This window comes from Brachybacterium paraconglomeratum (assembly GCF_039541415.1).
In the GTDB taxonomy this organism is placed as follows: Bacteria; Actinomycetota; Actinomycetes; order Actinomycetales; family Dermabacteraceae; genus Brachybacterium; species Brachybacterium paraconglomeratum_A.
Map to the genome: position 1 here is coordinate 70,573 of NZ_BAABGE010000003.1, position 21,616 is coordinate 92,188.

At 70.1% G+C, this 21,616-nt stretch carries 18 protein-coding genes; 13 read left to right on the forward strand and 5 right to left on the reverse strand.

Annotated features, from left to right (window positions below; genetic code table 11):
• Window positions 1–150 precede the first annotated feature (150 nt).
• From ABD893_RS04255 to ABD893_RS04280, 6 genes are all read left to right on the forward strand, one after another.
• Window positions 151–1,158, forward strand: a complete 1,008-nt coding sequence (locus tag ABD893_RS04255) for a glycosyltransferase (protein ID WP_345076308.1) — start codon at window positions 151–153, stop codon at window positions 1,156–1,158.
• Complete coding sequence (locus ABD893_RS04260) at window positions 1,155–2,069, forward strand: glycosyltransferase (RefSeq protein WP_345076309.1); 915 nt, start codon at window positions 1,155–1,157, stop codon at window positions 2,067–2,069. Before ABD893_RS04255 ends, ABD893_RS04260 begins: the two co-directional genes overlap by 4 nt.
• Before the next feature lie 135 nt (window positions 2,070–2,204).
• Window positions 2,205–3,365: a UDP-galactopyranose mutase gene (glf, locus tag ABD893_RS04265; protein ID WP_345076310.1), complete on the forward strand. Its 1,161-nt coding sequence runs from the start codon at window positions 2,205–2,207 to the stop codon at window positions 3,363–3,365.
• A gap of 56 nt (window positions 3,366–3,421) precedes the next feature.
• Window positions 3,422–5,527 (forward strand): glycosyltransferase, encoded by a 2,106-nt coding sequence (locus ABD893_RS04270; RefSeq protein WP_345076311.1) that lies wholly within the window; start codon window positions 3,422–3,424, stop codon window positions 5,525–5,527.
• Entirely contained in the window at window positions 5,524–6,450 is a 927-nt protein-coding gene (locus tag ABD893_RS04275; protein ID WP_345076312.1) for an ABC transporter permease, read from the forward strand. The genes ABD893_RS04270 and ABD893_RS04275 overlap by 4 nt, the downstream gene beginning before the upstream one ends.
• 13 nt (window positions 6,451–6,463) lie before the next feature.
• Window positions 6,464–7,234, forward strand: a complete 771-nt coding sequence (locus tag ABD893_RS04280; protein ID WP_345076313.1) for an ABC transporter ATP-binding protein — start codon at window positions 6,464–6,466, stop codon at window positions 7,232–7,234.
• A 116-nt stretch (window positions 7,235–7,350) separates the two neighbouring features.
• Here ABD893_RS04280 and ABD893_RS04285 read toward each other — a convergent pair whose 3' ends face one another.
• Both ABD893_RS04285 and cofE read right to left on the reverse strand, forming a co-directional pair.
• On the reverse strand, window positions 7,351–8,064 hold the full coding sequence (locus tag ABD893_RS04285) for a TIGR03089 family protein (protein ID WP_345076314.1): 714 nt from the start codon (window positions 8,062–8,064) through the stop codon (window positions 7,351–7,353).
• Window positions 8,061–9,164, reverse strand: a complete 1,104-nt coding sequence (cofE, locus tag ABD893_RS04290) for a coenzyme F420-0:L-glutamate ligase (RefSeq protein WP_345076315.1) — start codon at window positions 9,162–9,164, stop codon at window positions 8,061–8,063. Before cofE ends, ABD893_RS04285 begins: the two co-directional genes overlap by 4 nt.
• A 141-nt stretch (window positions 9,165–9,305) precedes the next feature.
• On the opposite strand from cofE, the gene ABD893_RS04295 reads away from it, so the two are divergent.
• The 3 genes from ABD893_RS04295 to ABD893_RS04305 are packed head-to-tail and all read left to right on the forward strand — an operon-like array spanning window position 9,306 to window position 14,676.
• Window positions 9,306–9,605 carry a WhiB family transcriptional regulator gene (locus ABD893_RS04295; protein ID WP_299304560.1) on the forward strand — a complete coding sequence of 100 codons (300 nt, stop codon included), beginning with the start codon at window positions 9,306–9,308 and terminating at the stop codon, window positions 9,603–9,605.
• A gap of 12 nt (window positions 9,606–9,617) precedes the next feature.
• Window positions 9,618–13,034 carry a hypothetical protein gene (locus ABD893_RS04300; RefSeq protein ID WP_345076316.1) on the forward strand — a complete coding sequence of 1,139 codons (3,417 nt, stop codon included), beginning with the start codon at window positions 9,618–9,620 and terminating at the stop codon, window positions 13,032–13,034.
• Window positions 13,027–14,676, forward strand: coding sequence for a DUF5719 family protein (locus ABD893_RS04305; RefSeq protein WP_345076317.1), 1,650 nt, complete (start codon window positions 13,027–13,029; stop codon window positions 14,674–14,676). The genes ABD893_RS04300 and ABD893_RS04305 overlap by 8 nt, the downstream gene beginning before the upstream one ends.
• A gap of 105 nt (window positions 14,677–14,781) precedes the next feature.
• Here ABD893_RS04305 and ABD893_RS04310 read toward each other — a convergent pair whose 3' ends face one another.
• Complete coding sequence (locus ABD893_RS04310; RefSeq protein ID WP_345076318.1) at window positions 14,782–15,237, reverse strand: metallopeptidase family protein; 456 nt, start codon at window positions 15,235–15,237, stop codon at window positions 14,782–14,784.
• Between the two features lie 105 nt (window positions 15,238–15,342).
• Between ABD893_RS04310 and ABD893_RS04315 the strand changes: the two genes are divergently transcribed.
• Together ABD893_RS04315 and ABD893_RS04320 are read left to right on the forward strand one after the other, a co-directional pair.
• The gene (locus ABD893_RS04315) at window positions 15,343–15,714 is read left to right on the forward strand and encodes a DUF3499 domain-containing protein (RefSeq protein ID WP_425548341.1); all 372 of its coding nucleotides are present in this window, start codon (window positions 15,343–15,345) and stop codon (window positions 15,712–15,714) included.
• Window positions 15,707–17,377, forward strand: a complete 1,671-nt coding sequence (locus tag ABD893_RS04320; protein ID WP_345076319.1) for a phosphomannomutase/phosphoglucomutase — start codon at window positions 15,707–15,709, stop codon at window positions 17,375–17,377. The genes ABD893_RS04315 and ABD893_RS04320 overlap by 8 nt, the downstream gene beginning before the upstream one ends.
• On the opposite strand, the gene ABD893_RS04325 is transcribed toward ABD893_RS04320, so the two are convergent.
• Window positions 17,367–18,215, reverse strand: coding sequence for an RDD family protein (locus ABD893_RS04325; RefSeq protein ID WP_345076320.1), 849 nt, complete (start codon window positions 18,213–18,215; stop codon window positions 17,367–17,369). The genes ABD893_RS04320 and ABD893_RS04325 overlap by 11 nt on opposite strands.
• 116 nt (window positions 18,216–18,331) lie before the next feature.
• On the opposite strand from ABD893_RS04325, the gene ABD893_RS04330 reads away from it, so the two are divergent.
• On the forward strand, window positions 18,332–19,327 hold the full coding sequence (locus tag ABD893_RS04330) for a stage II sporulation protein M (RefSeq protein WP_345076321.1): 996 nt from the start codon (window positions 18,332–18,334) through the stop codon (window positions 19,325–19,327).
• Window positions 19,328–19,607: 280 nt separating this feature from the next.
• Complete coding sequence (locus ABD893_RS04335; protein WP_345076322.1) at window positions 19,608–20,261, forward strand: class I SAM-dependent methyltransferase; 654 nt, start codon at window positions 19,608–19,610, stop codon at window positions 20,259–20,261.
• 46 nt (window positions 20,262–20,307) lie between these two features.
• Here ABD893_RS04335 and ABD893_RS04340 read toward each other — a convergent pair whose 3' ends face one another.
• Window positions 20,308–21,606 (reverse strand): DUF58 domain-containing protein, encoded by a 1,299-nt coding sequence (locus ABD893_RS04340; RefSeq protein WP_345076323.1) that lies wholly within the window; start codon window positions 21,604–21,606, stop codon window positions 20,308–20,310.
• Between the last annotated feature and the right edge of the window lie 10 nt (window positions 21,607–21,616).

Genomic DNA, 21,616 nt, shown 5'->3' on the forward strand with positions numbered 1-21,616 from the left:
CGCCGCTGCGGCGCGGCGGGCGACGATCTTCCCAGGAACCTCCCGAGAACCTTCACACGGCCATCATCATGGAGGTGGGGGCGCCCGCCCGGTGCTCCGTACACTGGGGACGCGCCGCCGAGGCGGCACAGACCAGCAGCAGGAGGCGCAGTGACACATTCCGCACCCGCAGGCGACCAGACGCCTCGGCAGAGCACCGCACATCCCGACGCGCTCGCTGCGCGCGTGGTCGCCGTCGTGGTGACATACAACCGTGAAACGCTGCTGCAGGAGTGCCTGGATGCACTCGCGGCCCAGGATCGCCGTCCCGATGCGGTGATCATCATCGACAACGCCTCGACCGATGCGAGCGGCACCGTCGCGGATGTCCATCCGCTGAACGCGGACGTCGTCCATCTGCGGAGGAACGTCGGTGGGGCGGGAGGCTTCGCGACCGGTATCGCTCGCGCCCTGGTGCGGCATGACGCGGACTGGGTGTGGGTGATGGATGACGACACGATCCCGCGCCCGAGCGCGCTGCGCGAGCTGCTGCGCTCCCTCGAGGCCTCCCCGGTGAGGCTGAGCGTGCTCAGCTCACGCGCCGTCTGGACTGATGGGCGTGACCATCCCATGAACACCCAGCGCAGCAGGCTGGGAGCGAGTGCACAGGAGAAGCGCGATGCCGCCCGCGCCGGCGGACGCCCGATCCGCACTGCGAGCTACGTCTCCGCGCTGCTGAACGGTCAGGATGTGCGTCGCCTGGGCCTTCCCTATGCGGACTACTTCATCTGGTCGGACGACTTCGAGCACACCGGGCGTCTGCTGCGGGACGGACGGGGGCTCCAGGTTCCCGGCTCCGTGGTCGAGCATCGCACCGCCCGCTTCAGCAACGCGCAGACCAGCCCCGGTTCTCGTTTCTACTATGACGTGCGCAACCGGCTCTGGGCGCTGCTGCGCACCAGCTCCTTCACCCCGCTGGAGAAGGTCCTCCATGGTGGCGCCACCTCGCTGGGCTGGCTCCGGCTCCTGCTGCGCCACCGCGGTGACCTGCTCGGTGTGGGGCTGCGGGGCCTGCTCTCCGCGCTGCGACGAGGACCACGGCCCTCCACCACGGTGCTCCAGTCCGACGGCGAAGCCGCAGCGGACATCCGCGTCATCGAAAGGGCGGCCGGTCGGTGAGCGAGTCGGACCGGGCTCCCGCGAAGGGCCTCTCTCCCGCGACCGGACATCCTTCTCCGTTCGCGGTGCTGATGCCGTTGTGGGGACGTGACCTCCCGGAGCGCGTCGAGCTCGCGCTCACCTCGGCGACCACGGCCCAGCAGCGTCGCCCCGAGCTGCTGATCCTCACCGTGGATGGGCCGCTCCCGGCCGGTCTCGAGACCTTGGTGCAGCGGGTCGTCGCCGGGGAGTTCGGACCCGCCCAGGTGCTGCGCCATGACGCCCACCGCGGCGTCGCCGCTGCGCTCCAGGACGGACTCGAAGCCAGCCCCTATGAACTGGTCGCGCGGGCGGATGCAGACGACATCTGCCGGCCCGAGCGTTTCGCCCTCCAGATCCCCTGGATGGAGGAGCAGAACCTCGATCTTGCAGGGGGTGCGATGCGGGAGTTTAGCGACAGGGTCGAACCTGGTAAGGGCCCGCTGCGCACGAGGCCGCTCGAGCACGACGAGATCGTGCGCTATCTGCCGCACCACAGCCCCTTCCATCACCCCACGGTGGTGCTGCGGCGCTCGGTGGCTCGTGCCGTCGGCGGCTACCGGGACCTTCCATTGCTCGAGGACTATTGGCTGTGGGAGCGGATGATGCTCGGCGGCGCCCGGATGGCGAACCGACCCGAGGTGCTCGTCGACTATCGCGTCGATGAGGAGCTGTTCGCCCGCCGCGGCGGGTGGAGGCTGTTCTCGAGCGATCTGCAGCTGCAGCGCCGGATGCTGCTGGACCGGGTGATCGGTCCGGGACGGTTCGCCCGCAACCTCGTGCTGCGAGGCGCCTATCGGTTCGCGCCGGGCTGGGTCCGCCGCATCGGCTACCGCCGCTTCATCGAGAAGAACGTCGAGGTTCCGCACTCCTCGATGTCGGCCACATCATGAGGCAAGCCACACCCTCCGGCGCGCCGAGGCCGGGGCTCCTCCCATCGTCCTGCCTCCGATACTGTGAGCGGGTCTCCGGCGGACCCCTCCGCACGCATCGAGCGGACTCCTCCGCACGCATCGAAAGGACCACCTGTGTCGACTCCTGATCTCCTGATCGTCGGTTCCGGCCTCTTCGGCCTGACCGTCGCAGAGCGCGCCGTCGCCGAGCATGGCGCGAAGGTGACCATCATCGACCGGCGTCCTCACGTCGGCGGCAACGCCTATTCCGAGGCCGATGAGCAGACCGGCATCGAAGTGCACAAGTACGGCGCCCACCTCTTCCACACCTCGAACGAGCGGGTGTGGGAGTACGTGAACCGCTTCACTGAGTTCACCGGTTACCAGCACAAGGTGTACACCACCCACCAGGGCGAGGTGTACCCGATGCCGATCAACCTCGGCACGGTCAACCAGTTCTTCCGCTCTGCGCACACGCCCGACGAGGCGCGCGAGCTGATCAAGGAGCAGGCCGGGGAGTTTGCGGGCAAGGACCCCGAGAACCTCAACGACAAGGGCATCTCGCTGATCGGTCGCCCGCTGTACGAGGCGTTCATCAAGAACTACACCGGCAAGCAGTGGCAGACCGATCCCAAGGACCTGCCCGCCTCGATCATCTCGCGGCTCCCGGTGCGCTACACGTACAACAACCGCTACTTCAACGACACCTACGAGGGGCTGCCGAAGGACGGATACACCGCATGGCTCGAGCGGATGGCCGACCATCCGAACATCGAGGTGCGGCTGAACACCGACTACTTCGACACCACCCAGCCGCTGAACAAGGATGCCGTGCGCGGGAACATCCCGGTGGTCTACACCGGCCCGATGGACCGCTACTTCGACTTCGAGCTCGGCGAGCTGGGCTGGCGCACCATCGACCTGGAGACCGAGCACCTCGACGTCGGCGACTTCCAGGGCACCTCGGTGATGAACTATGCAGATGTCGAGACCCCGTACACCCGCATCATCGAGCCGCGCCACTTCCACCCCGAGCGGGACTACTACCCCACGGACCGCACCGTGATCCAGCGCGAGTACTCGCGCTTCGCCGAGTCCGGGGACGAGCCGTACTACCCGATCAACTCCGGCAGCGACCGCGAACGAGTGCTGGCCTACCGTGAGCTCGCCGACGCCGAGCCGCGCACCCTGTTCGGGGGCCGGTTGGGCACCTATCAGTACCTGGACATGCACATGGCCATCGGCTCGGCCCTGTCCATGGCCGACAACAAACTGTCCGACCTGCTGCGGGCGTGACCCGAGCGCCCCGCCGCCTGCCGCGGGGCATCCGCCGAACGCCGACGAGGAGCACCATGAACGCCACCACTGCCACCACGGCATCTCGCGAGACCGACCAGCCCGCCCCGGGTGCCCCGCAGCGACTGCTGCAGCGCATGATCTTGCCGTACGAGTCCTCCCCGGACATCGTCCCCCTGTACATCGAAGCCTCTGATGCTCGCTCCGGCGCCACGGGGGGAGCCTTCGGCCTCGGTGGAGGCTCGGAGCGCGTGGAGAAGTCCACGGCGGCGTCTCCGCCCATCGCGCACTCCTCCGCGTCACAGGTGGATATCACCGACCTCAGCGACCGTCACGCGGTGCGGATCCCCGCACAGTCCATGCGCTCTTTCGGCACCTACTTCAACGCGTTCCCCGCGAGCTACTGGCGGCGCTGGACGCCCGTCCGGGCGGTGCGCCTGACGGTGCGCACGGCTGGCTCAGGTCATCTCGTCGTGATGCGCTCGACCGCTCGCGGCACTCTGCAGCGTCAGGAATCACGCAATGTCTCCGGATCCGGCGAGCAGGTCTTCGAGCTTCCGCTGACCGCCTTCGGTGACGGCGGCTGGTACTGGTTCGACGCCTACGCCGGGTCGGAGGACCTGACGGTGCTCGGAGCGGAGTGGACTGCTGACGCCGATCTCGCTCGTACCGAGGGCTCGTTCTCGATCTCGATGACCACGATGAACAAGGTCGAGTACTGCCTGGACAACATCCGGACCCTCGCCGAAGATGACGATCTGCGCGCGCTGTTGGACGTCATGTACGTCATCGACCAGGGCTCTGATCGGTTGAATGACCACGCCGAGGAGCTCGCACCGCTGCAGGAGTCGCTGGGCTCGAAGCTGAAGGTCATCGAGCAGGGCAACATCGGTGGCTCGGGAGGCTTCTCCCGGGGGATGTATGAGGCATCGACTGGCGGCGCCTCGACCTATGTCATCAACTGCGACGACGACATCGTCATCGAGCCGGAGTCGCTGATCCGGATGGTGACCTTCGCGGACTTCGCCACCCGCCCCATGCTGGTCGGTGCGCATATGTTCGACCTCAACAACCGCTCGGTGCTGCACACCTTCGGTGAGGTCGTCGACCCCTGGCGGATCCAGCCCGCCCTCGCCAACCAGGACGGGACGACGGGCCACGACTTCGCCCAGGAGCCGCTGCGCTCCACCCCGTGGCTGCACCGCCGTGCGGACTCCGACTACAACGGCTGGTGGAGCTGCCTGATCCCCACCGAGACGGTGCGCGCGATCGGTCTCAGCCTGCCGGTGTTCATCAAGTGGGACGATGCCGAGTACGGGCTGCGGGCCAAGAAGGCCGGCTATCCCACGGTCTCCCTGCCCGGAGCCGGCGTATGGCACATGAGCTGGGTGGACAAGGACGACCTGGTCGGCTGGCAGGCCTACTTCCATGAGCGCAATCGCATCATCACCGCGCTGCTGCACTCCCCGTACGCCCGTGGTGGCCGGGTGGTCAAGGAATCGCAGTTCATGGATGTCAAGCACCTGATCTCCATGCAGTACTACACGGAGGCGGGCCGGCTGATGGCTCAGCAGGACGTGCTCGACGGGCCCGACGCCCTGCACCCCTCGATCGGGACCAAGCTTCCCCAGATCCGGGGGATGGCCGCGGACTTCGACGACGCGGTCGCCAGGAAGGACCAGGATCTGTACCCGCCGGTCCACATCGACAAACCGCCCCGGAAGGGACGTCCCTTCTCGCAGCCGCACCGGCTGATGCTCCCGGTCTGGACCGCCAAGACCCTCGCCAAGCAGCTGCTGAAGCCCACGCAGCCGCGTTCTGCGGAGAACCCGCAGGCGGTGATCCCGCACCTCGACGCGAAGTGGTGGCGGCTGTCCGCCTACGACAGCGCACTGGTCTCCAACGCCGAGGGCACCCAGGTCGCCTGGTACAAGCGGAACCCGCAGCAGGTGCGGGAGATGCTCAGTGAAGCGATCACCGCCCACCTCGAGCTGCATCGTCGGTGGAACGAGCTGCGTGACAGCTACCGAGAGGCCTCCTCCCGGATCACCTCCTTCGACGCCTGGGAGCAGACCTTCGCGGACAATCCGGCGCCGGTGCGCGAGCGCGACCGGGCAGAGGGCTCTGCGCACAGCGGCGACACCGGAGGCTCTGCGGCGTGACCGCGAACGTCACCGGCGGAGCTGCGTGGCTTCCGTCCCGCGCGGAGCAGGCCGAAGGCTGGCGGGCTCCGGGGCAGGACGCGGGCTGGCTGAATCCGATTCGCGAACGGTTCCTGCTGCGCCTGCTGGTGCGCAAGGAGCTGCGGGTGCGCTACCGCGGCAGTGCGCTGGGCATGCTGTGGAGCTACGTCAAGCCCGCCGTGCAGTTCATCGTCTTCTACATCGCGCTCGGAGTGTTCCTGCAGCTCTCGAGGGACACCCCGGCCTACGCCGTGTATCTGTTCAGCGGAATCGTGGTGGTGAACCTCTTCGGTGAAGTGTTCGGCAACGCCACCCGTTCGATCACCGGGAACCAGGCGCTGGTCTCGAAGATCTACCTGCCCAGCGAGCTGTTCCCCTGGGCGAGCATGATCGTGGCGCTGGTGCATTTCCTGCCCCAGCTGGCAGTGCTGGTGGTCGGCGCCCTCCTGTTCGGATGGCTGCCCTCGTTCACCGCGGCGATCGCCTTCCTGCTCGGGATCGTGATCCTGGTGGTGTTCACCATGGGGCTCGGCATGATCACCGCGGCGCTCAACGCCGCCTTCCGCGATGTCGAGAACTTCGTGGATCTGATCGTCATGGTCGCGACCTGGCTCTCCCCGGTCCTCTACCGGATCTCGATGGTCCAGGAGGCGATCGGGGGAACCGTGTGGTGGTGGCTCTACCAGCTGAACCCGCTGACCATCGTGGTGGAGCTCTTCCACACCGCGTTCTGGCGCTACGGGCCGGAGGTGGTCGAGGCCGTGGCCGTGGATCCCTCGCTGACAGGTCCCGGTGAGCCCTTCGGGCTGTGGTGGGCCGGACTGCTGATCGCTGCGGTCACCTTCGTGGTCGGCACCGTCGTCTTCGAGCGCTCGAAGCGGCGCTTCGCCCAGGAACTGTGACAGGAGCACCCGGATGAGCCCGAACCTCGACTCCGTACCCGACTCCGCCGCAGTCCCCACCGACCGCGAGATGGTGCTCATCGAGCACGTCACCAAACAGTTCTCGCTGCGTCACGACCACTCGCTCAAGGAGCTCGTGTTCTCGGCGCTGAAGCGCAAGAAGCTGGCGGACTCCTTCCTGGCCCTGAACGATGTGGACCTCACGGTGCACGCGGGGGAGACGGTGGGGCTGATCGGCTTCAACGGCTCCGGCAAGTCCACCCTCCTCAAGACCATCTCCGGGGTGCTCTACCCGGACCGCGGCCGAGTGCTCCTCCGGGGCCGAGTGGCGGGCCTGATCGAAGTGGGTGCCGGCTTCCACCCCGATCTCTCGGGGCGTGAGAACGTCTACCTCAACGGCGCCATCCTGGGGATGAGCCGCGAGCAGATCGATGAGAAGTTCGAGGAGATCGTCGCATTCAGCGAGATCGAGGAGTTCATCGACACCGACGTGAAGTACTACAGCTCAGGGATGTTCCTGCGCCTGGCCTTCTCCGTCGCGGTGCACACCGAGCCGGATATCTTCCTGGTCGACGAGATCCTCTCCGTCGGCGACGAGCCGTTCCAGCGCAAGTGCCTGGAACGTATCCGCGAGCTGCAGGAGGCCGGCCGCACCATGGTGGTCGTCTCCCACGAGCTCGAGATGCTCGAGAAGCTGTGCACCCGCATCGTCGTGCTCCAGAAGGGCCGGGCCATCTTCGACGGCGACCCCACCGAGGCCGTAGCGACGCTGCGTGCGAGCTGAGAGGCTGCCCGCGAGCCGAACCGCCCGGTGACACCGGGAGGGCCACTCGGCGCCGGGGAGAACCGCCAGGAGCCGGCCAGCCCGGTGGTGCAGCGTCGGGCGCAGCGGAAGAGCCGTCAGCGAGCGTCGAGCGCTGCGGTCACACCCTCTGCGCGCGCCTGCTCCTCGCCCACCTCGCTCGCGGGGCCGACGATCCCGCCGCCCGCCAGGAGCACCCCGAGCAGCTGCGCGGCTGCCGGCAGCCCGTCCTCGTCGACCAGCACCCGGGGGAGCGGCGCGCCGGGCGCTGTGGTCGGGGGATCCAGCGGTTCAGGGCCGCTCCAGCGGGGCAGCACCACGCCGAGTCGGTCGGAGCTGCCCCGCACCTCGCTGAGCCAGTCGTGGACCAGCGCGGGCAGGTCCCCGTCGTAGCGCGGGGCGAGCGAGACGGCCTGGAGGGCGAGCACTTCCTCAGCATCTCCGGCCAGCTCCGAATCGGGGCGGTCCGTGGCAAGGACCTGCGGAGACGGGACGGGAAGCGCCCCCTCCACCGCGGAGCCCTCGGGATCGCGCCAGGTCACCTCTGCACCGAGGGACCAGGCCGCCAGGGCCAGCACCAGGCGCTTCCAGTGGGGAGGCAGGTCCAGGACGATCTGGTCGCCGGGGGCGAGCGCGATCTCGTCGTGGAGGTGCCCGATCGCCTTGATCACCCAGTTGGCCAGCACGTGCCCGGAGAGCTCGATGCGGGAGGCCTCGCCGTACCAGGCGAGCACCGGGTTCGGGCCGGTCTGCTCGAGGGCGCGCAGCAGCGGGGCGCCGGTATCCAAGAGCGCTCTGGGGTGCTCGCTCATGTCAGGTCCTCCTGAGGATCGGGGACGGAGATCTCGAGGGAGACCTCCGGCAGTGCAGCGGCGAGGGATTCGGCCGCCAGCGCGGTGCGGATCCGTTCGGCGAGCGTCGCGGCGTGGATCAGGGCGGAAGCGGAGTCGTCTGCCGCTGCCACCACGATATGCGCAGGACTCCCCGGCACCGCGCTCAGGTGCGCCGTGGCAGTGCCGGGCAGCTGCCCGGCACGGGGAAGTGACGCGACCGCGAGCGCCCGGGCGATCCGTTCTGCCTCGGGTTCCGGAGACATGCGGGCGATCGGTTCCTGCTCCGGGGTCAGGCCCAGGGATACCCAGACCGATTCCAGGCTGGGCCTCCGGAACCAGTCGTCGCTCCCGGTGCGGGAGAGCTCACGCGCAGGGACGTCGGCCGCAGTGGCGGAGGCGACTCCGCGCACCAGGGCGGCTGGCACCCCACTGGCCTTGCCCTTGACCAGGTCGGCAGCAGCGGCGAGCTCATCTGCGAGGTTCCGGACGGTGACGTGCAGCGGACGGCCGTCGGCGTCGGTCCCGCCGCGCAGGTCCTGCAGCGCGCTGACCCCCGCCGCTCCGAGGGCGATGTCTCCGACCCCCACCCGCCAGACCCGAGACGAGGTGTCGGTCAACAGGACCCCCAGGTCGACGCCCAGAGCTGCGACCAGCTGGTCACGGAGCTCCCAGGCGCAGGCGTCGGGATCCTCGGGCAGCAGCAGCGGCCCCTGTGGCGCATTGGAGGAGTCGACCCCGGCGGCCGCCATCACCGGACCGGACGGGATCTGCACCACGGAGGTGACGACCCGCGTGTGCAGGCGGCGGGCGACGGTGCGCACCGCTGCGGCGCGGATCGCCTCGTCGCGATCCTCAGGGGCCACCCGTAGGCCCAGAGCCTTGGAGACGACCTTCGTGGAGACGCACAGCACGTCGCCATCGGCCGGAGCCAGAGGCGCCAGCGCTGCGGCGAGCAGGCTGCCCAGATCGTCGCCCTCACCGATCTCACCGAGCCCGGTGACGGGCAGGATGGTGACGGCGGAGGGGGCCGGACCGGGGTCACCCGGTGACACCTGTGCAGGCGGTGATGCGACGGACATGGGCCCTCCCGGGAATGTGATTCGGATGCGATATGCAAGGCGACGCGCCGACGCCGCTTGACGGACCATAACTACACCGGTGTACTTTAGGGCCCAGACGGGCCTTCGGTGGTCGACACAGCAGTGGAAGGAGTGGTGGCTATGGATGCGGAACGAGTCGAAGACGACGCGCGTGCCGAGCTGTCCCTGCTCGATTTCGCCGGGCAGGACTCCGACGACGTCGAGCTGACCTGGCAGGAGCGTGCCCTGTGCGCGCAGACCGACCCGGAGGCGTTCTTCCCCGAGAAGGGCGGCTCCACGCGTGAGGCCAAGAAGGTCTGCGTCTCCTGCGAGGTGCGTGCCGAGTGTCTTGAGTATGCCCTCGAGAATGATGAGCGCTTCGGGATCTGGGGCGGACTGTCTGAGCGTGAGCGTCGCAAGCTCAAGCGCCGGGTGGTCTGACATCCTTCCCTGGTGAGCGATCGTCACATCACTGCGGTCGTCCTGCTGAGCGGGGCGACGACCGCGCGCACCCATGAGGCGCTGCGCGCCGCACTGGCAGCGCAGACGCGCCAGGCCGAGCGGATCGTGGTGGTCGCTCCGTCCGGCCTCCCCGAGGCGGTCAGCGATGCCCTCGCGAGGGACCTCGGCGACGGGACAGTCGATGAGGTTCTCCCCATCTCCGCTGCCCTCAGCCGCGCCGGAGCGGTGCGCGAGACTCTCGAGCTCCTCGGCCGAGGTGCAGGCTCCCGCGATGCAGAATCCCGCGACCGCGACACCTCTCGCGACGGCGACGCAGACACCGGAGCAGAGGCAGGACCCGGCGGAGGGGTAGAGCGCAGCGACCAGGCGGCACGACCCAGTCGGCGCCGCGCCCGCGTGGTCGACAGCGCCGCGGTCGAGCGCGAACGCACCCAGCGGGCCGAAGACCTCGCCCAGGTCCCCCTGCGCCTGCGCGAGGAGTCCTCTCGACCGGGCCGTCGCGTTGCCGCCGCGCAGAGCGCGGGGGCCGAGTCCTGGCTCTGGTTCGTGGTCGACGGAGCAACTCCCGGCCTCGATGCTCTCGAGCGCCAGCTGGAGGTCGTCGAGCGCTCGCCGAACACCGCAGCGATCGGCGCGAAGCGGGTGCGCCAGGTGGAGGACAGAGATGATCTGCCTCTGACGGCCGAGAGCGCGGATGCCCTGGTGGACGTCGGCCTGACGCTCACCCATGGAGGCCGGATCATCACGGGGGTCGATCCCGGGGAGATCGACCAGGGGCAGGCTGACTGGCGTCAGGATGTCCTCGCCGTCCCGCTGCCCGGCATGCTGGTCCGTGAGCTGACGCTGCGGGAGGTGGGCGGCCTCGACCCGGATCTGCCCTCGCCCTGGGCCGAGATCGATCTGTGTCGACGCATCTGGCGATCCGGTGAGCGGGTTGCGGTGCAGTCCTCCTCCCGGGCTCTGCACCCCTATCCCACCCGCCCTCTGCTCGAGCGGCTCCAGGAGCAGCGCACCGGGCAGGTGCTGACGCTGCTCAAGCAGCGGCGGCTGCTGCACGCCCTGTTCACCCTGCTGCTGCTGCCCGGGGAGACGCTGCTGCGGATGCTCGGTGCGATCGCCGCTTCCGCTCCGCGGGTGGCGCGCATGGAGCTGCGCGCGGCCCTGGCGGTTCTGCCCCGGGTACGCCGCGTCCTCGCCCGCGGGCGGAAGGAGCGGAGCCATGCGCGGGTCCCGCGCGGTCGACTTGCCCCGCTCTACCTGCCGCGCAGTGAAGGAGTGCGGCGGTGGATCGACGACACCTGGAGCCGGCTGTTCGCCGACGACGACCGGCGCCGCCGGATCCGCCACACCACCTGGGGGATCGCCGGGACCCGGCACGGCCTCGAGGACGCCGACTACGGCCGTCACATCGTGTGGACGGGCGTGGTGGCCCTCGCCGCGACGGTCCTGGGGCTCGTCGCGCTGCGAGGCCTCTTCGGCCGGGGGGAGCTCACCGGTCCCGGGCTGCGCCCACTGCCCGAGAGCTGGGAGGCCCTCTGGTCCGCGGCCTGGTCGAGCTGGATCCCTGGTGGGCTCGGTGAGCGTGGCCCCGGGGACGCCCTCATCAGGGTGCTGGGGCATCTGCCGCTCAGCGGGGGATGGCTGATCGAGGCACTGATCTTCACCGCATTGCCGCTCAGCGCCGTGCTGGCGTGGTGGGCCTCCGGCGCCCTCACCCGTGCCGTCGGCGCCCGCCTGGTGATCACCACGGGGTGGGCCCTGGCTCCTTCGCTCCTGACCGCGCTCACCGTGGGGGCCTGGCCCCTGCTGCTGGTCCACATGCTGCTCCCGCTGCTCGCCCTGACCCTCGGTCGTGCGATCGGTCTGCCGCACAAGGTCTCGCAGGCCAGCGTCTCCGCCGCCGCTGCGGGCGGGCTGCTGCTGCTCGTGATCGGATCGGTCCAGCCCGTGCTGGTGCTGCTCACCGCCGCAGCATTGGCGATGATGGCGATCGCGGCGCCGGGCCGACGGCGCCGTCTGCTCTGGGTGCTGCTGCCCTCCCTCGCCCTGCACGCCCCCTACCTTCCGAGCTATCTCGGCCATCCCGAAATGCTGCTGGCGGTGGCTGGAGTGCCGCCGATGGCGGCAACGGCCTCGCCTCTGGACCTGGCGGGGCTCTGGCCCATCGCCCCGCAGCTGCAGGAGCTGCTGATACCGCTGGTCGGGGAGACGGCGGCGCTGCTGCTGCCGCTGCTTCCCATTGCTCCGCTCGCCCTCGCCGCGCTCTGCGCTCCGCTGCTGGCGGGCGCTGCCGGGCGGGCCGGACGCTTCAGTCTGCTGCTGGCCGCGCTCGGCCTGCTCGCGGTGCTTGTCGCCCGCGACACCTGGACCGGAGCAGTCGATGGGCACCTGGCCACGCCCCCGCTGCATGCTCTGCTCAGCGTCATCCTGCTTGCCCTGGCGGTCGGAGCTGCCGCCACCTTCGACGGCCTCGCCCGTCGGGAGGAGCATGATTCGAGGTTCCGTCGTGCGGCGACGGGGGTCGTCGGCGGGGTTGTGGCCCTCGCCTGCCTGGCGACTGTCGCGGGCTGGGTGCTGGTGCTGCCGGGCCAGCTGAGCGTGGAACGGACCGAAGGGGGGCAGGTCCCAGCCGCGGCGGCGGATCAGGGGCGCACCGACGCCCGCGCCCGGGTGCTGACCCTCACCGCAGAGGACGACGGTGCTTTCCGCGCCGAGCTGGTCGTCCACGGCGGGGACTCCGTCATCCAGCATGCCGCGATCGCCGACGTCCGGGACGTCGACACCGTCCAGGAGGGCAGGCCCGTCGATGACGATCCAGCGTCCGCAGCGCTGCGCGATACCGTCGCGGGAATGCTCTCCGGCGGGAGCCAGGCCGGCCAGAACGCCGAGGAGGGGGGAGAGCGCGCCGTCGCCCATCTCGCGATCGCCTATGTCGTGGTCCCGGGTGATCCCTCCCAGCAGCAGGAGCTGATGCGCGCCCTCGACAGCTCCACGCAGCTCGAGAAGGTCACCGAGAGCTCCCGGGGCGGCCTGTGGCGGGTGGTCGCTGCTGCGCCCCGTGCACTGGTCGCGGGGGGAGAGGCCCCGCTTCCCCTGGCCAGCGACGTGATCGAGGCAGCGGGGACGATCCCCGCCGAGGATGTCGAGCGCATGCTGGTCCTCTCCGAGCGCTTCGACACCGACTGGCGCGCGACCCTCGACGGTGACGAACTCGTGCCGGTGAAGATCGATGGCTGGGCGCAGGGCTTCGAGGTGCCTGCGGGAGCAGACGGCGAGATCGACGTGCACCGAGACCAGCCGCTGCTGCTGCTCTGGAAGCTCCTGCTCTACGGCGGGACAGCATTCACCGCCCTGCTGGCGATCCCCTGGCGGGTTCGCACCCGCACGGCTGAGGAGATGTATGGCTGAGAACCGGATGCCTGACGACAGCGCCCTGGGAGACGACCACGAGGCACAGCCTGCTCCGGAGCATTCGCGCCGGAGCGCGACGAGGATCCTGCTGGCCCTGGCCGCCGTGGTGCCGCTCGCCCTGGCCGCCGGTGCCGTGGCCACCGCTCCCTCCGAGGAGATCCCGGTCGTGCAGCGGGCCACCGCCGAATCGGAACCCGGTGCGAGCACCCGGTGGTGCCAGGGGCCGCTGCAGCTGCCAGAGCAGCTGCTGGACAGCGGTGCGGATACCGAGCTCGCGGCGACTCCCCCCAGCACCGAGATCTCCCTGCGCACCACCTCCGTCGAGCCCGCCTCGTCGGTCCTGTTCGGCACCGTCAGCGGTTCTGCCACGCAGCAGGAGGATGACGGATCCGTCCGCGCCCCATCGATCACCGCACGCAGCATCGACGGCACTGATCTCACGGACCAGCCCGTCTCCCAGGACATCGGAGTCTCGGTGCAGGACCTCCAGGCGACCGATGGTCCCCTTCACGTCTCTTCGGCGACCTCCGAGGGAGGGAGGCCGGTGACGGACTCCCTGCAGTCCACGATCACCACCAGCGGGGACTACCGCTCGCTCGCGGTCACCCGCTGCGCGGAGCCCGCCACCGAGGCGAGGTTCCTCGGGATGTCGACCGCTACCGGGGACAGCTCCGTGCTGGTGCTCCGCAACCCGACCGAACGCGCGGCGACCGCCTCGGTGCAGCTGTGGACTGAGGACGGGCCCGCTGCGATGGAGGGACGCAGCCAGGTGGTGGTGGCCCCTGGAGCGGAGGAGCGGGTGCTGCTCGAGTCTGTGGCCGCGGGCCAGGCCGCGGTCGGGGTGGACGTCTCCGTGCTCGGCTCTCCGCTGGTGATGCACGTCCAGACCACCGAGCTCGAAGGGCTCACACCCGGCGGCGCCGAGATCCTCTCGCCCCTGCCCGCCGCTGCGACCGAGTTGCAGATGCCGGGGGTGGACGTCGCCGGGACCCCGCCCACGCTGGTGCTCGCCAACCCTCAGGGCGCGGACACCACGGCCACGGTCGAGGTCCTCGGCCCCGAGGGTGCAGTCCAGACCGCTGCCCGCGAGGAGATCGAGATTCCTGCCGGTACGGTGCTGCGCACCCCGCTGGAGGGCCTGCCCGATGGCACCTATTCCGTGAGCGTCCGCGCCGCGGATCCGATCACCGCAGTCACCCGCAGCGTCCGTACCGGGGCGGACCTGCCGGGAGACACCATCGGCGCCCCGGTCGACTTCACCCTGGTGGCTCCGGCTCCGGCGCTGAGCTCACACGGCATGAGCTCCCTTCCGATCCAGGCCGGTGGCGGCGAGCTCACCCTCGTCGGCACCGCAGACTCCGCGATCACCGTGGTGCCGATCGCGGCCGACGGTTCCGCCGGAGCCCCTGTGGAGGTCGCCGTGACCACCGGCTCGACCACGACGCTCACCGCAGCACAGCTGCAGGTCGGTGCGGGCGTGCTCGCCGCGCTCAGCATCGTCCCGGAGGTGCCGGGAGCAGTGCATGCGAGCTGGATGCAGCGCACTGATGATGGCGCCGGGGGCCTGCTGCTGTCTTCCCTCCCCGTGCACGCCGACCAGGGCGGCGGCAAGCCCGTCGTGGTGCGGCTGGGGGAGTGACCTGCGCCCGGCAGCGCGGCAGCTCGAGGGGCTGCGCTGTGGCTCGAGGGGCTGCGCCGGGCGATGCGCGGTGCGCGAGTCAGCGTGCGGAGCACGCCGCCGAGCTCACCCGGTCCAGGCCTCGGGATCCACATCCTCGGGGGGAATGTTCAGCAGCGAGCCGATCTGCTCGGACAGCACCTGCCGCACCAGCATCTCCAGCTCCGTCTCATCGGCGCAGCGGGTCTGCAGCGGACGACGATAGAGGATGACCCGGGCGGGATGAGAGCGAGAGGGCGGGATCATCCGCCCGAGCATCACCGTCGCCTCCTCCCAGGGAGCAGGATCAGCCGGTGGCACCTCCTCGACCAGCACCTGCATATGCGCCAGGCGGCGTGGGAACCGCTCGGCGAGCATCGCCCCGGCATCGGTGACGAGGTCGTCGAAACGATCCCGACGCGTGCGATAACCCGGCAGATGCGGCGGGATCAGGTCCCAGCGCCTCCCGCGGTCGCGACGATCGCGGCGGCGCGGACCCTGACGGGGGGCCGGGGGGCCGGGGAGCAGCGGCTCGACATCCATGGATCGCACTCTAGTTCCCGCCCGCTGCGAGGAAGGGCGGACCGCGCCGCAGCACCAGGGCGCGCCCGCCGCCGACAGCCGGACCAGGTGCGTAGACTGCAGGGCGTGCCTGCTCGTGAATGCTCCCGGACCGCCTGCTCCAGGCCTGCCGTCAGCTCGCTGACCTTCGTCTATGAAGACTCGACAGCGGTGCTCGGCCCGCTGTCCAGGATCAGCGAGCCTCATGCCTACGATCTCTGCAGCGAGCATGCGACCCGGATGACGGCGCCGCGCGGCTGGGAGCTGCTGAGGGTGCCAGGGGCTGAGATGGTCAGCGACGACCTGGTCGCGCTGGCCGACGCTGTGCGCCCCCGGCAGGCGAACCCCGAATCGGCACCGGCAACGCCGCCCGGCACGGCCCGCAGCGCCAGGGACACGCCCGCTCGTCGCGAAGCGCCCGCCCGCCATCTGCATGTGGTCAGGAGCACCAATGACTGAGTCCCGCAGCCGCCCAGCCGTCTCTGCCGCTGCCGTTCATGACCTCTCCGGCATCGTCAAGGCCAATGACGTGCGCGGTGTGGCGGGCGAGGAGCTCACAGTCGAGATCGCCCGCGCCCTGGGTGCCGCCTTCACCGACTTCCTGGACGCCCCTGAGCTCATCGTCGCTCACGACATGCGGGTCAGCTCCCCGGAGCTCTCCCGCGCCGTGATCGAAGGTGCAGTGCGCCGGGGCGCGATCGTCGCCGATGCGGGACTGTCGTCGACCGATCAGCTCTACTGCGCCTCAGGACTGCATCGGGCGGCTGGACTGATGATCACCGCCTCCCACAATCCGGCAGCGGACAACGGGATGAAGCTGTGTCTGCCGGGCGCTCGTCCGGTGGGTCGAACCACCGGGCTCGAGGAGATCCGCCGCGGTGCCGAGGCGTATCTTGCGGCGGGCGAGATCCCTGCGCATGGCGAAGGCCGCTCCGAAGCCATCGACACCCTCGCCGACTATGCCAGAACCCTCCACGACCTGGTGCCCCTCACCGGGGACCGTCCGCTGCGGGTGGTGGTCGACGCGGCCTCTGCGATGGCCGGGCACACCGCCCCGGCGGTGCTCGGGGTGCTTCCGCAGATAGAGCTCATCGAGCTCTACTTCGCGCTCGACGGCAGCTTCCCGCACCACCCCGCCGATCCGCTGCGTCCGGAGAACCTCGTCGATCTGCAGGAGGCGGTGCTCCGTGAAGGCGCGGATCTCGGCCTCGCCTTCGACGGCGATGCGGACCGCTGCGTGGTCCTGGACGAGAACGGGGCGACGGTGCCGCCCTCGGCGATCACTGCCCTGATCGCCCAGCGTGAGATCGCCCGTGCCCGCGCCGCCGGTGAAGAGCGACCCGCAGTGGTCGCGAACCTGGTCTCCTCCCGTCACGTGGCCGAGGCCGTCCTCGAGGCCGGGGGAGAGCCCGTGCGCGCACCCGTCGGCCATGCGCTGATCAAGACGATCATGGCCGAGCGAGATGCAGTGTTCGGTGGTGAGCACTCCGCCCACTTCTACTTCCGGGACTTCTTCTTCGCCGATTCGGGAATGCTCGCCGCATTGCACGTGCTGGCCGCTCTCTCGGAGTCCGAGGGAGCCTTCTCCTCCCTGGTCGCAGCGCATGACCCCTACGCCGCGAGCGGCGAGATCAACCTTCGCATCTCCGATGCCGCAGCCGCCCGCGAGCGGGTGCGTGAGCAGATGAGCGCACTGCCCAGCGCGCGCACCGACGATCTCGACGGGCTGACCGTCGAACACTGGGACCACGAGCTGACAGCGGAGGACCGCTGGTGGTTCTCCCTGCGCTCCTCCCAGACTGAAGAACTGCTGCGGCTGAACGTCGAAGCGGAGGAGGAGACGACCATGGCCCGGATCCGGGACGAGATCCTCGCACTTGTGCACGAGGACGCTGCAGGGGTTGCCGGGGTTGCCGGTTCCACGGCACTTCCCGCGGGGGCGAGCGGAGCGGATGTGCCGGGCTGGGTGCGCACGATCCTGCGCTGTCCGGACTGCGGCGGTGAGCTGCGCGACGTGGAGCGGGCGATGCAGTGCAACGGCTGTGCACGCGTCCATCCGGTCGAGGGCGGGATCCCGGTGCTCATCGCCGGCCGCCACCAGGTGCCGTCGGTCAGGCGCTGAACGGCACCGTTCTCACCTCAGCGGAGAGCTCCCGCTGCCGCTCCTGAGTGCGGCGCAGCCTCTGTTCATCGCGTCGGGACCGTTCGGCGAGGACCGCGGTGAGGAACTCCTCCGGGTCGGTGCCCGGCGGCGGCGCCGGCGCGACGTGCGGCAGGGTCCGTCGCAGGAGATCCCGGGAGAGCTGGCGGCGGGATTCCGGATTGATCGTGGACGCCCTGGGCAGGAACGAGCGGACGTCCTGCATCAACGTGACCGGCAGGCGTCCGACGTCAGCCCCCCGCACCCAGTCCTGCAGGCAGTCGGGCACCTCCACGCGCAGGGGAGTGCGGTCCCGCATACGTTCCTGGATCACCATGGTGCCGGCCAGCAGATCTCCTACCCGCCGTGACTTGCGGTCGATGACCGAGCAGGTCAGGGCGATAGCCCCAGAGGTCGACCAGATCTCGAGCATCGCCATCACCGCACGGATCAGCGACTGGCGCACATGCACGGGACCGCCGTCATCGCGCACCACTCGGGTGCCCATGACCAGCCGGCCCACCGAACGGCCGCGCAGCAGCATCTCGCACAGCACCGGATAGCCGACATACGCGAGCACCGACATCACCAGCACCCCCGCCACGACCAGCCCGTCATCGAACTCGGCGCGGGCGGTGAGCCAGACCATCGCGATGGTGCCCCCGACCAGGACCGCGAGCTGGAGCACCCCATCGATCACGGCGGAGAGCATGCGGGTGGGGAAGGACGCAGTGCGCAGGTCCAGCAGCACCGCGTCGCCGGTGATCAGGGCATCGCGATCGACGGAGGAGACCGCTGCAGTGGTTCCCATGGTTGACATGACCCCATCCTGACACCGCAGCGACGCAAGGGTCAGCGCCGACCGTCGGCTTCCGATGCTGTGGCCTCCGACTTTCGTCGGCGGTCCCGGGCCGCGCAGGACCCTACCCTGAGAGCGTGGACACCGACGCCTTCATCGCCGTGCACCGGCCCCAGTGGGACCGGCTCCAGGAACTGACCCGGAGCCGTCAGCTCGACGCGGCCGGAATCGACGAGCTGCTCTCCCTCTACCAGGAGACCTCCACCCACCTGTCCACCGTCCGCTCCACCAACCCTGACCCGGCGCTGATCTCCCGGCTCTCGCTGCTGGTGCATCGTGCACGGCTGCGGATCACGGGCACCCGGATCCCGCTGTGGAAGCACGCCCGCAGCTTCTTCTGGGAGGACCTGCCCGCTGCGCTCTACCAGGCACGATGGGCGGTCGCGCTTGCGGCGGGCCTCTTCCTGGGCTCGGCCCTGCTGACGGGCTTCTACTTCGGCTTCGACGCCACAGCGAGGGAGCTGGTGGTGCCTGAAGCGCAGCAGCGCTCCCTCGCTCAGCACGAATTCGTCAGCTACTACTTCCAGGGCGAGGCTTCGGGCTTCGCCGCCCAGGTGTGGACCAACAACGCCTGGGTCACGGTCCAGGCGGTGGTCTTCGGGGTCACCGGGATCTGGCCGGTGATCATGCTGGTGCAGAACGGGCTGAACGTGGGGCTGTCCGCCGGAGTGATGGGCGCCTATGGCGGACTGGACACCTTCTTCGTCTACATCCTTCCGCACGGGCTGCTCGAGATCACGTCGGTGGTGGTCGGTGCCGGAGCCGGTCTGCGCACCTTCTGGGCCTGGGTGCGGCCCGGCCCCCTGCCGCGGCTATGGGCGCTCTCGCGATCCGCCCGCTCCCTCGTCACGGTGGCGATCGGGCTGGTGCCCGTCCTGCTGGTCTCCGGGTTCATCGAAGCCTTCGTGACACCGAGCTCCCTGCCGCCCGCGGTGAGGATCGGTATCGGTGCGGCCGCCTGGCTGGCCTTCCTGGTGTTCATGCTGGGCCGTGGCCGCCAGGTGCATCGTGCCGGCGTCACCGGGGACCTCTCCGCGGAGCTGGTCGGTGACCACGTCGCGACCGCCGGCTGAACGGAGCCACCCGTCGTGACCGGTGCCCTCGCGGTACCCTGTCGCTCCAGGTGGCTGCCGCTGCCGAGCTCCGCGGCGACCGGCAGCTGCGAGACCACGCGCTGAGGAATTTCGCCCGCAGGATCCGCAGCGGCGACCCGCAGTGGTGAGGGCGCTCCGCGAACTGTCCTTGTGACGGGGACCGGCTCTCGAGCTCCCAGGGACCTGCCCTGCGGGGCTTCTCTGCGCGACCTGCTGCGCGTGGGCGTCCGGTGCGGCGGACGCCGCTACGCTGAGTGCCATGCAGCGCCGCAGCACCGACCGCGATTTCTCCCAGTACAACGCAGCCCAGGCCGAGCGAGCGGTGCGCCCCCTCGCGCAGCGGGCCGTCGCCCTCGCCGCTGACGCCGCGGCGACGGAACGTCAGTGCGGCGACGAACCCGCTGCGGAGAACGGATCTGCCGCGGTGAGAGAGCGACCAGTCGCTGTCGACCTCGGGTGCGGTCGCGGCATCGAAGCCCGCTACCTCGCCGAGAACGGACTGACAGTCCACGCCTACGACGTGGACCCGAGCGTGAGGGGTGCTCTCGACGAGCTGGCCGCTGAGCTGCCGGTGCTCCCGCGGATCCTCGACCTCTCTCAGCTTCGCGAACTGCCCGGTGCCGATCTGATCCTGGCCTGCGCTTCCCTGCCTTTCGTCCCCCGTGACTCCTTCGACGGGCTGTGGGAGGCGATGAGAACCGCGCTGCGGCCACGGGGGATCCTGGCCGTGGATCTCTTCGGACAGCGCGATGACTGGGCAGGGACGGACGGCACCTACCTCTCACGCCAGGAGGTCGAAGCCCTGCTGGACGGGCTCGAGGTGCTCGAGCTGGCCGAGGAGGAGCGTGACGGCCGCTCGTTCAGCGGCCTGAAGCACTGGCACACCTTCCGCGTCCTCGCCCGTCGGCCCTGAGTCGCGTCGCCTGGCCTGTCGAGGCGGGAGGGCGTGGCGTACGGCGTCAGAGCTTTCCGGCGGCCTTCAGCGCGAGATAGGCATCCGCCAGGGCCTGCGGAGCGCGCTCCGGCGGGGCATCGACCACATGCGCGCCGACCCGCTCGAGAGCGTGCGAGACGCCTGCCCGCTCGGCACGGGCCTGTTCTGCCACAGCCGCTATGTACACGGACTCCAGATCGTCGCGGCCGCCGGCGAGCTCCTCCAGGGCCGGATCGGAGACCGAGGCCACCACCAGTGGATGGTCCCTGGCCAGGCGGGCTGCCACCGGCAGCAGCCCGGTGTGGACCACGGAGGACTCGACCGGGGTCAGCAGCACCACGAGGGAACCGCGCCGGGCACGCTGGGTGATGGTGCTCGCGGCGAGCTCCCAGTCGGTCTCCACCAGTGCTGGATCCACGGCAGCGGTTGCGGTGACCATGTCGTGGAGCACCTTGGTGCGGGTCGAGCCGAGGACCGAGAGGTGGGGGATGCGGTCCACGCAGATCAGATCCACCCGGTCTCCGGCCTGCCCGGCGAGCGCGGTCAGCAGCAGCGCTGCGTCGAATGCCGCATCCAGCCGGGTCGACTCTCCGAGCCGGCCCGCAGAAGTGCGGGAGGTGTCCACGACGATCAGCACGTGCCGGTCCCGTTCGGGGCGCCAGGTGCGCACCACCACGCTGCGGCGGCGGGCAGTGGCGCGCCAGTCGATCGAGCGCACATCGTCCCCGTCCACGAAGTCGCGCAGGGAGTCGAATTCGGTGCCCTGCCCGCGCTGGTGGATCGCCGCCAGTCCCTCGAGCTCTCGCAGCCGTTGGACTCGTGAGGGCAGATGCCGGCGCGATCCGAAGGGATGCAGCGCCAGGAGCCGGCCGGGGGCATCGACCGCGGTGGTGCGACGGGCCAGCCCGAGCGGGCCGCGGGAGGCGACCAGCAGCGTGCGCGAGCTGTGCTCCCCACGACGGGTGGGGGTGAAGTGCTGGGCGAGGGCCCGGCGTTCCTGCGCGGGAACGTCGAGAGTCGAACGCTGGGCGTCGAGACCGGCGGTGGGGTTCCAGGCATCGCGCACCTCGAGTCGAGCGGTCCGCGTGGTGGGGTTGGTCAGCAGCAGCCGGCCGCGGACGGTGTTGCCGAGCCGCACCTGCGTCGGCGCCTCTCGTTGCACCCGGAGTCGGCGCGGGTTCGGCGCCGAGAAGGCGTCGGCGAGGATCACCAGCGCCCACAGCGCCACCAGGATCAGCACCACCCACCACAGGGGCCAGAGCACGATCACGGGCAGCGCGAGCAGCGCGACCAGGGCCGCGCGGGGGGTCAGAGAGATCCTCATCGGCCCTGCC

Coding starts and splice junctions, on each gene's coding strand:
- ABD893_RS04320 (WP_345076319.1), top strand. CDS start 15,707: ATGACTGAGTCCCGCAGCCGCCCAGCCGTCTCTGCCGCTGCCGTTCAT.
- ABD893_RS04310 (WP_345076318.1), bottom strand. CDS start 15,237: ATGGATGTCGAGCCGCTGCTCCCCGGCCCCCCGGCCCCCCGTCAGGGT.
- ABD893_RS04285 (WP_345076314.1), bottom strand. CDS start 8,064: ATGAGCGAGCACCCCAGAGCGCTCTTGGATACCGGCGCCCCGCTGCTG.
- ABD893_RS04325 (WP_345076320.1), bottom strand. CDS start 18,215: ATGTCAACCATGGGAACCACTGCAGCGGTCTCCTCCGTCGATCGCGAT.
- ABD893_RS04305 (WP_345076317.1), top strand. CDS start 13,027: ATGGCTGAGAACCGGATGCCTGACGACAGCGCCCTGGGAGACGACCAC.
- ABD893_RS04280 (WP_345076313.1), top strand. CDS start 6,464: ATGAGCCCGAACCTCGACTCCGTACCCGACTCCGCCGCAGTCCCCACC.
- ABD893_RS04270 (WP_345076311.1), top strand. CDS start 3,422: ATGAACGCCACCACTGCCACCACGGCATCTCGCGAGACCGACCAGCCC.
- ABD893_RS04295 (WP_299304560.1), top strand. CDS start 9,306: ATGGATGCGGAACGAGTCGAAGACGACGCGCGTGCCGAGCTGTCCCTG.
- cofE (WP_345076315.1), bottom strand. CDS start 9,164: ATGTCCGTCGCATCACCGCCTGCACAGGTGTCACCGGGTGACCCCGGT.
- ABD893_RS04335 (WP_345076322.1), top strand. CDS start 19,608: ATGCAGCGCCGCAGCACCGACCGCGATTTCTCCCAGTACAACGCAGCC.
- ABD893_RS04340 (WP_345076323.1), bottom strand. CDS start 21,606: ATGAGGATCTCTCTGACCCCCCGCGCGGCCCTGGTCGCGCTGCTCGCG.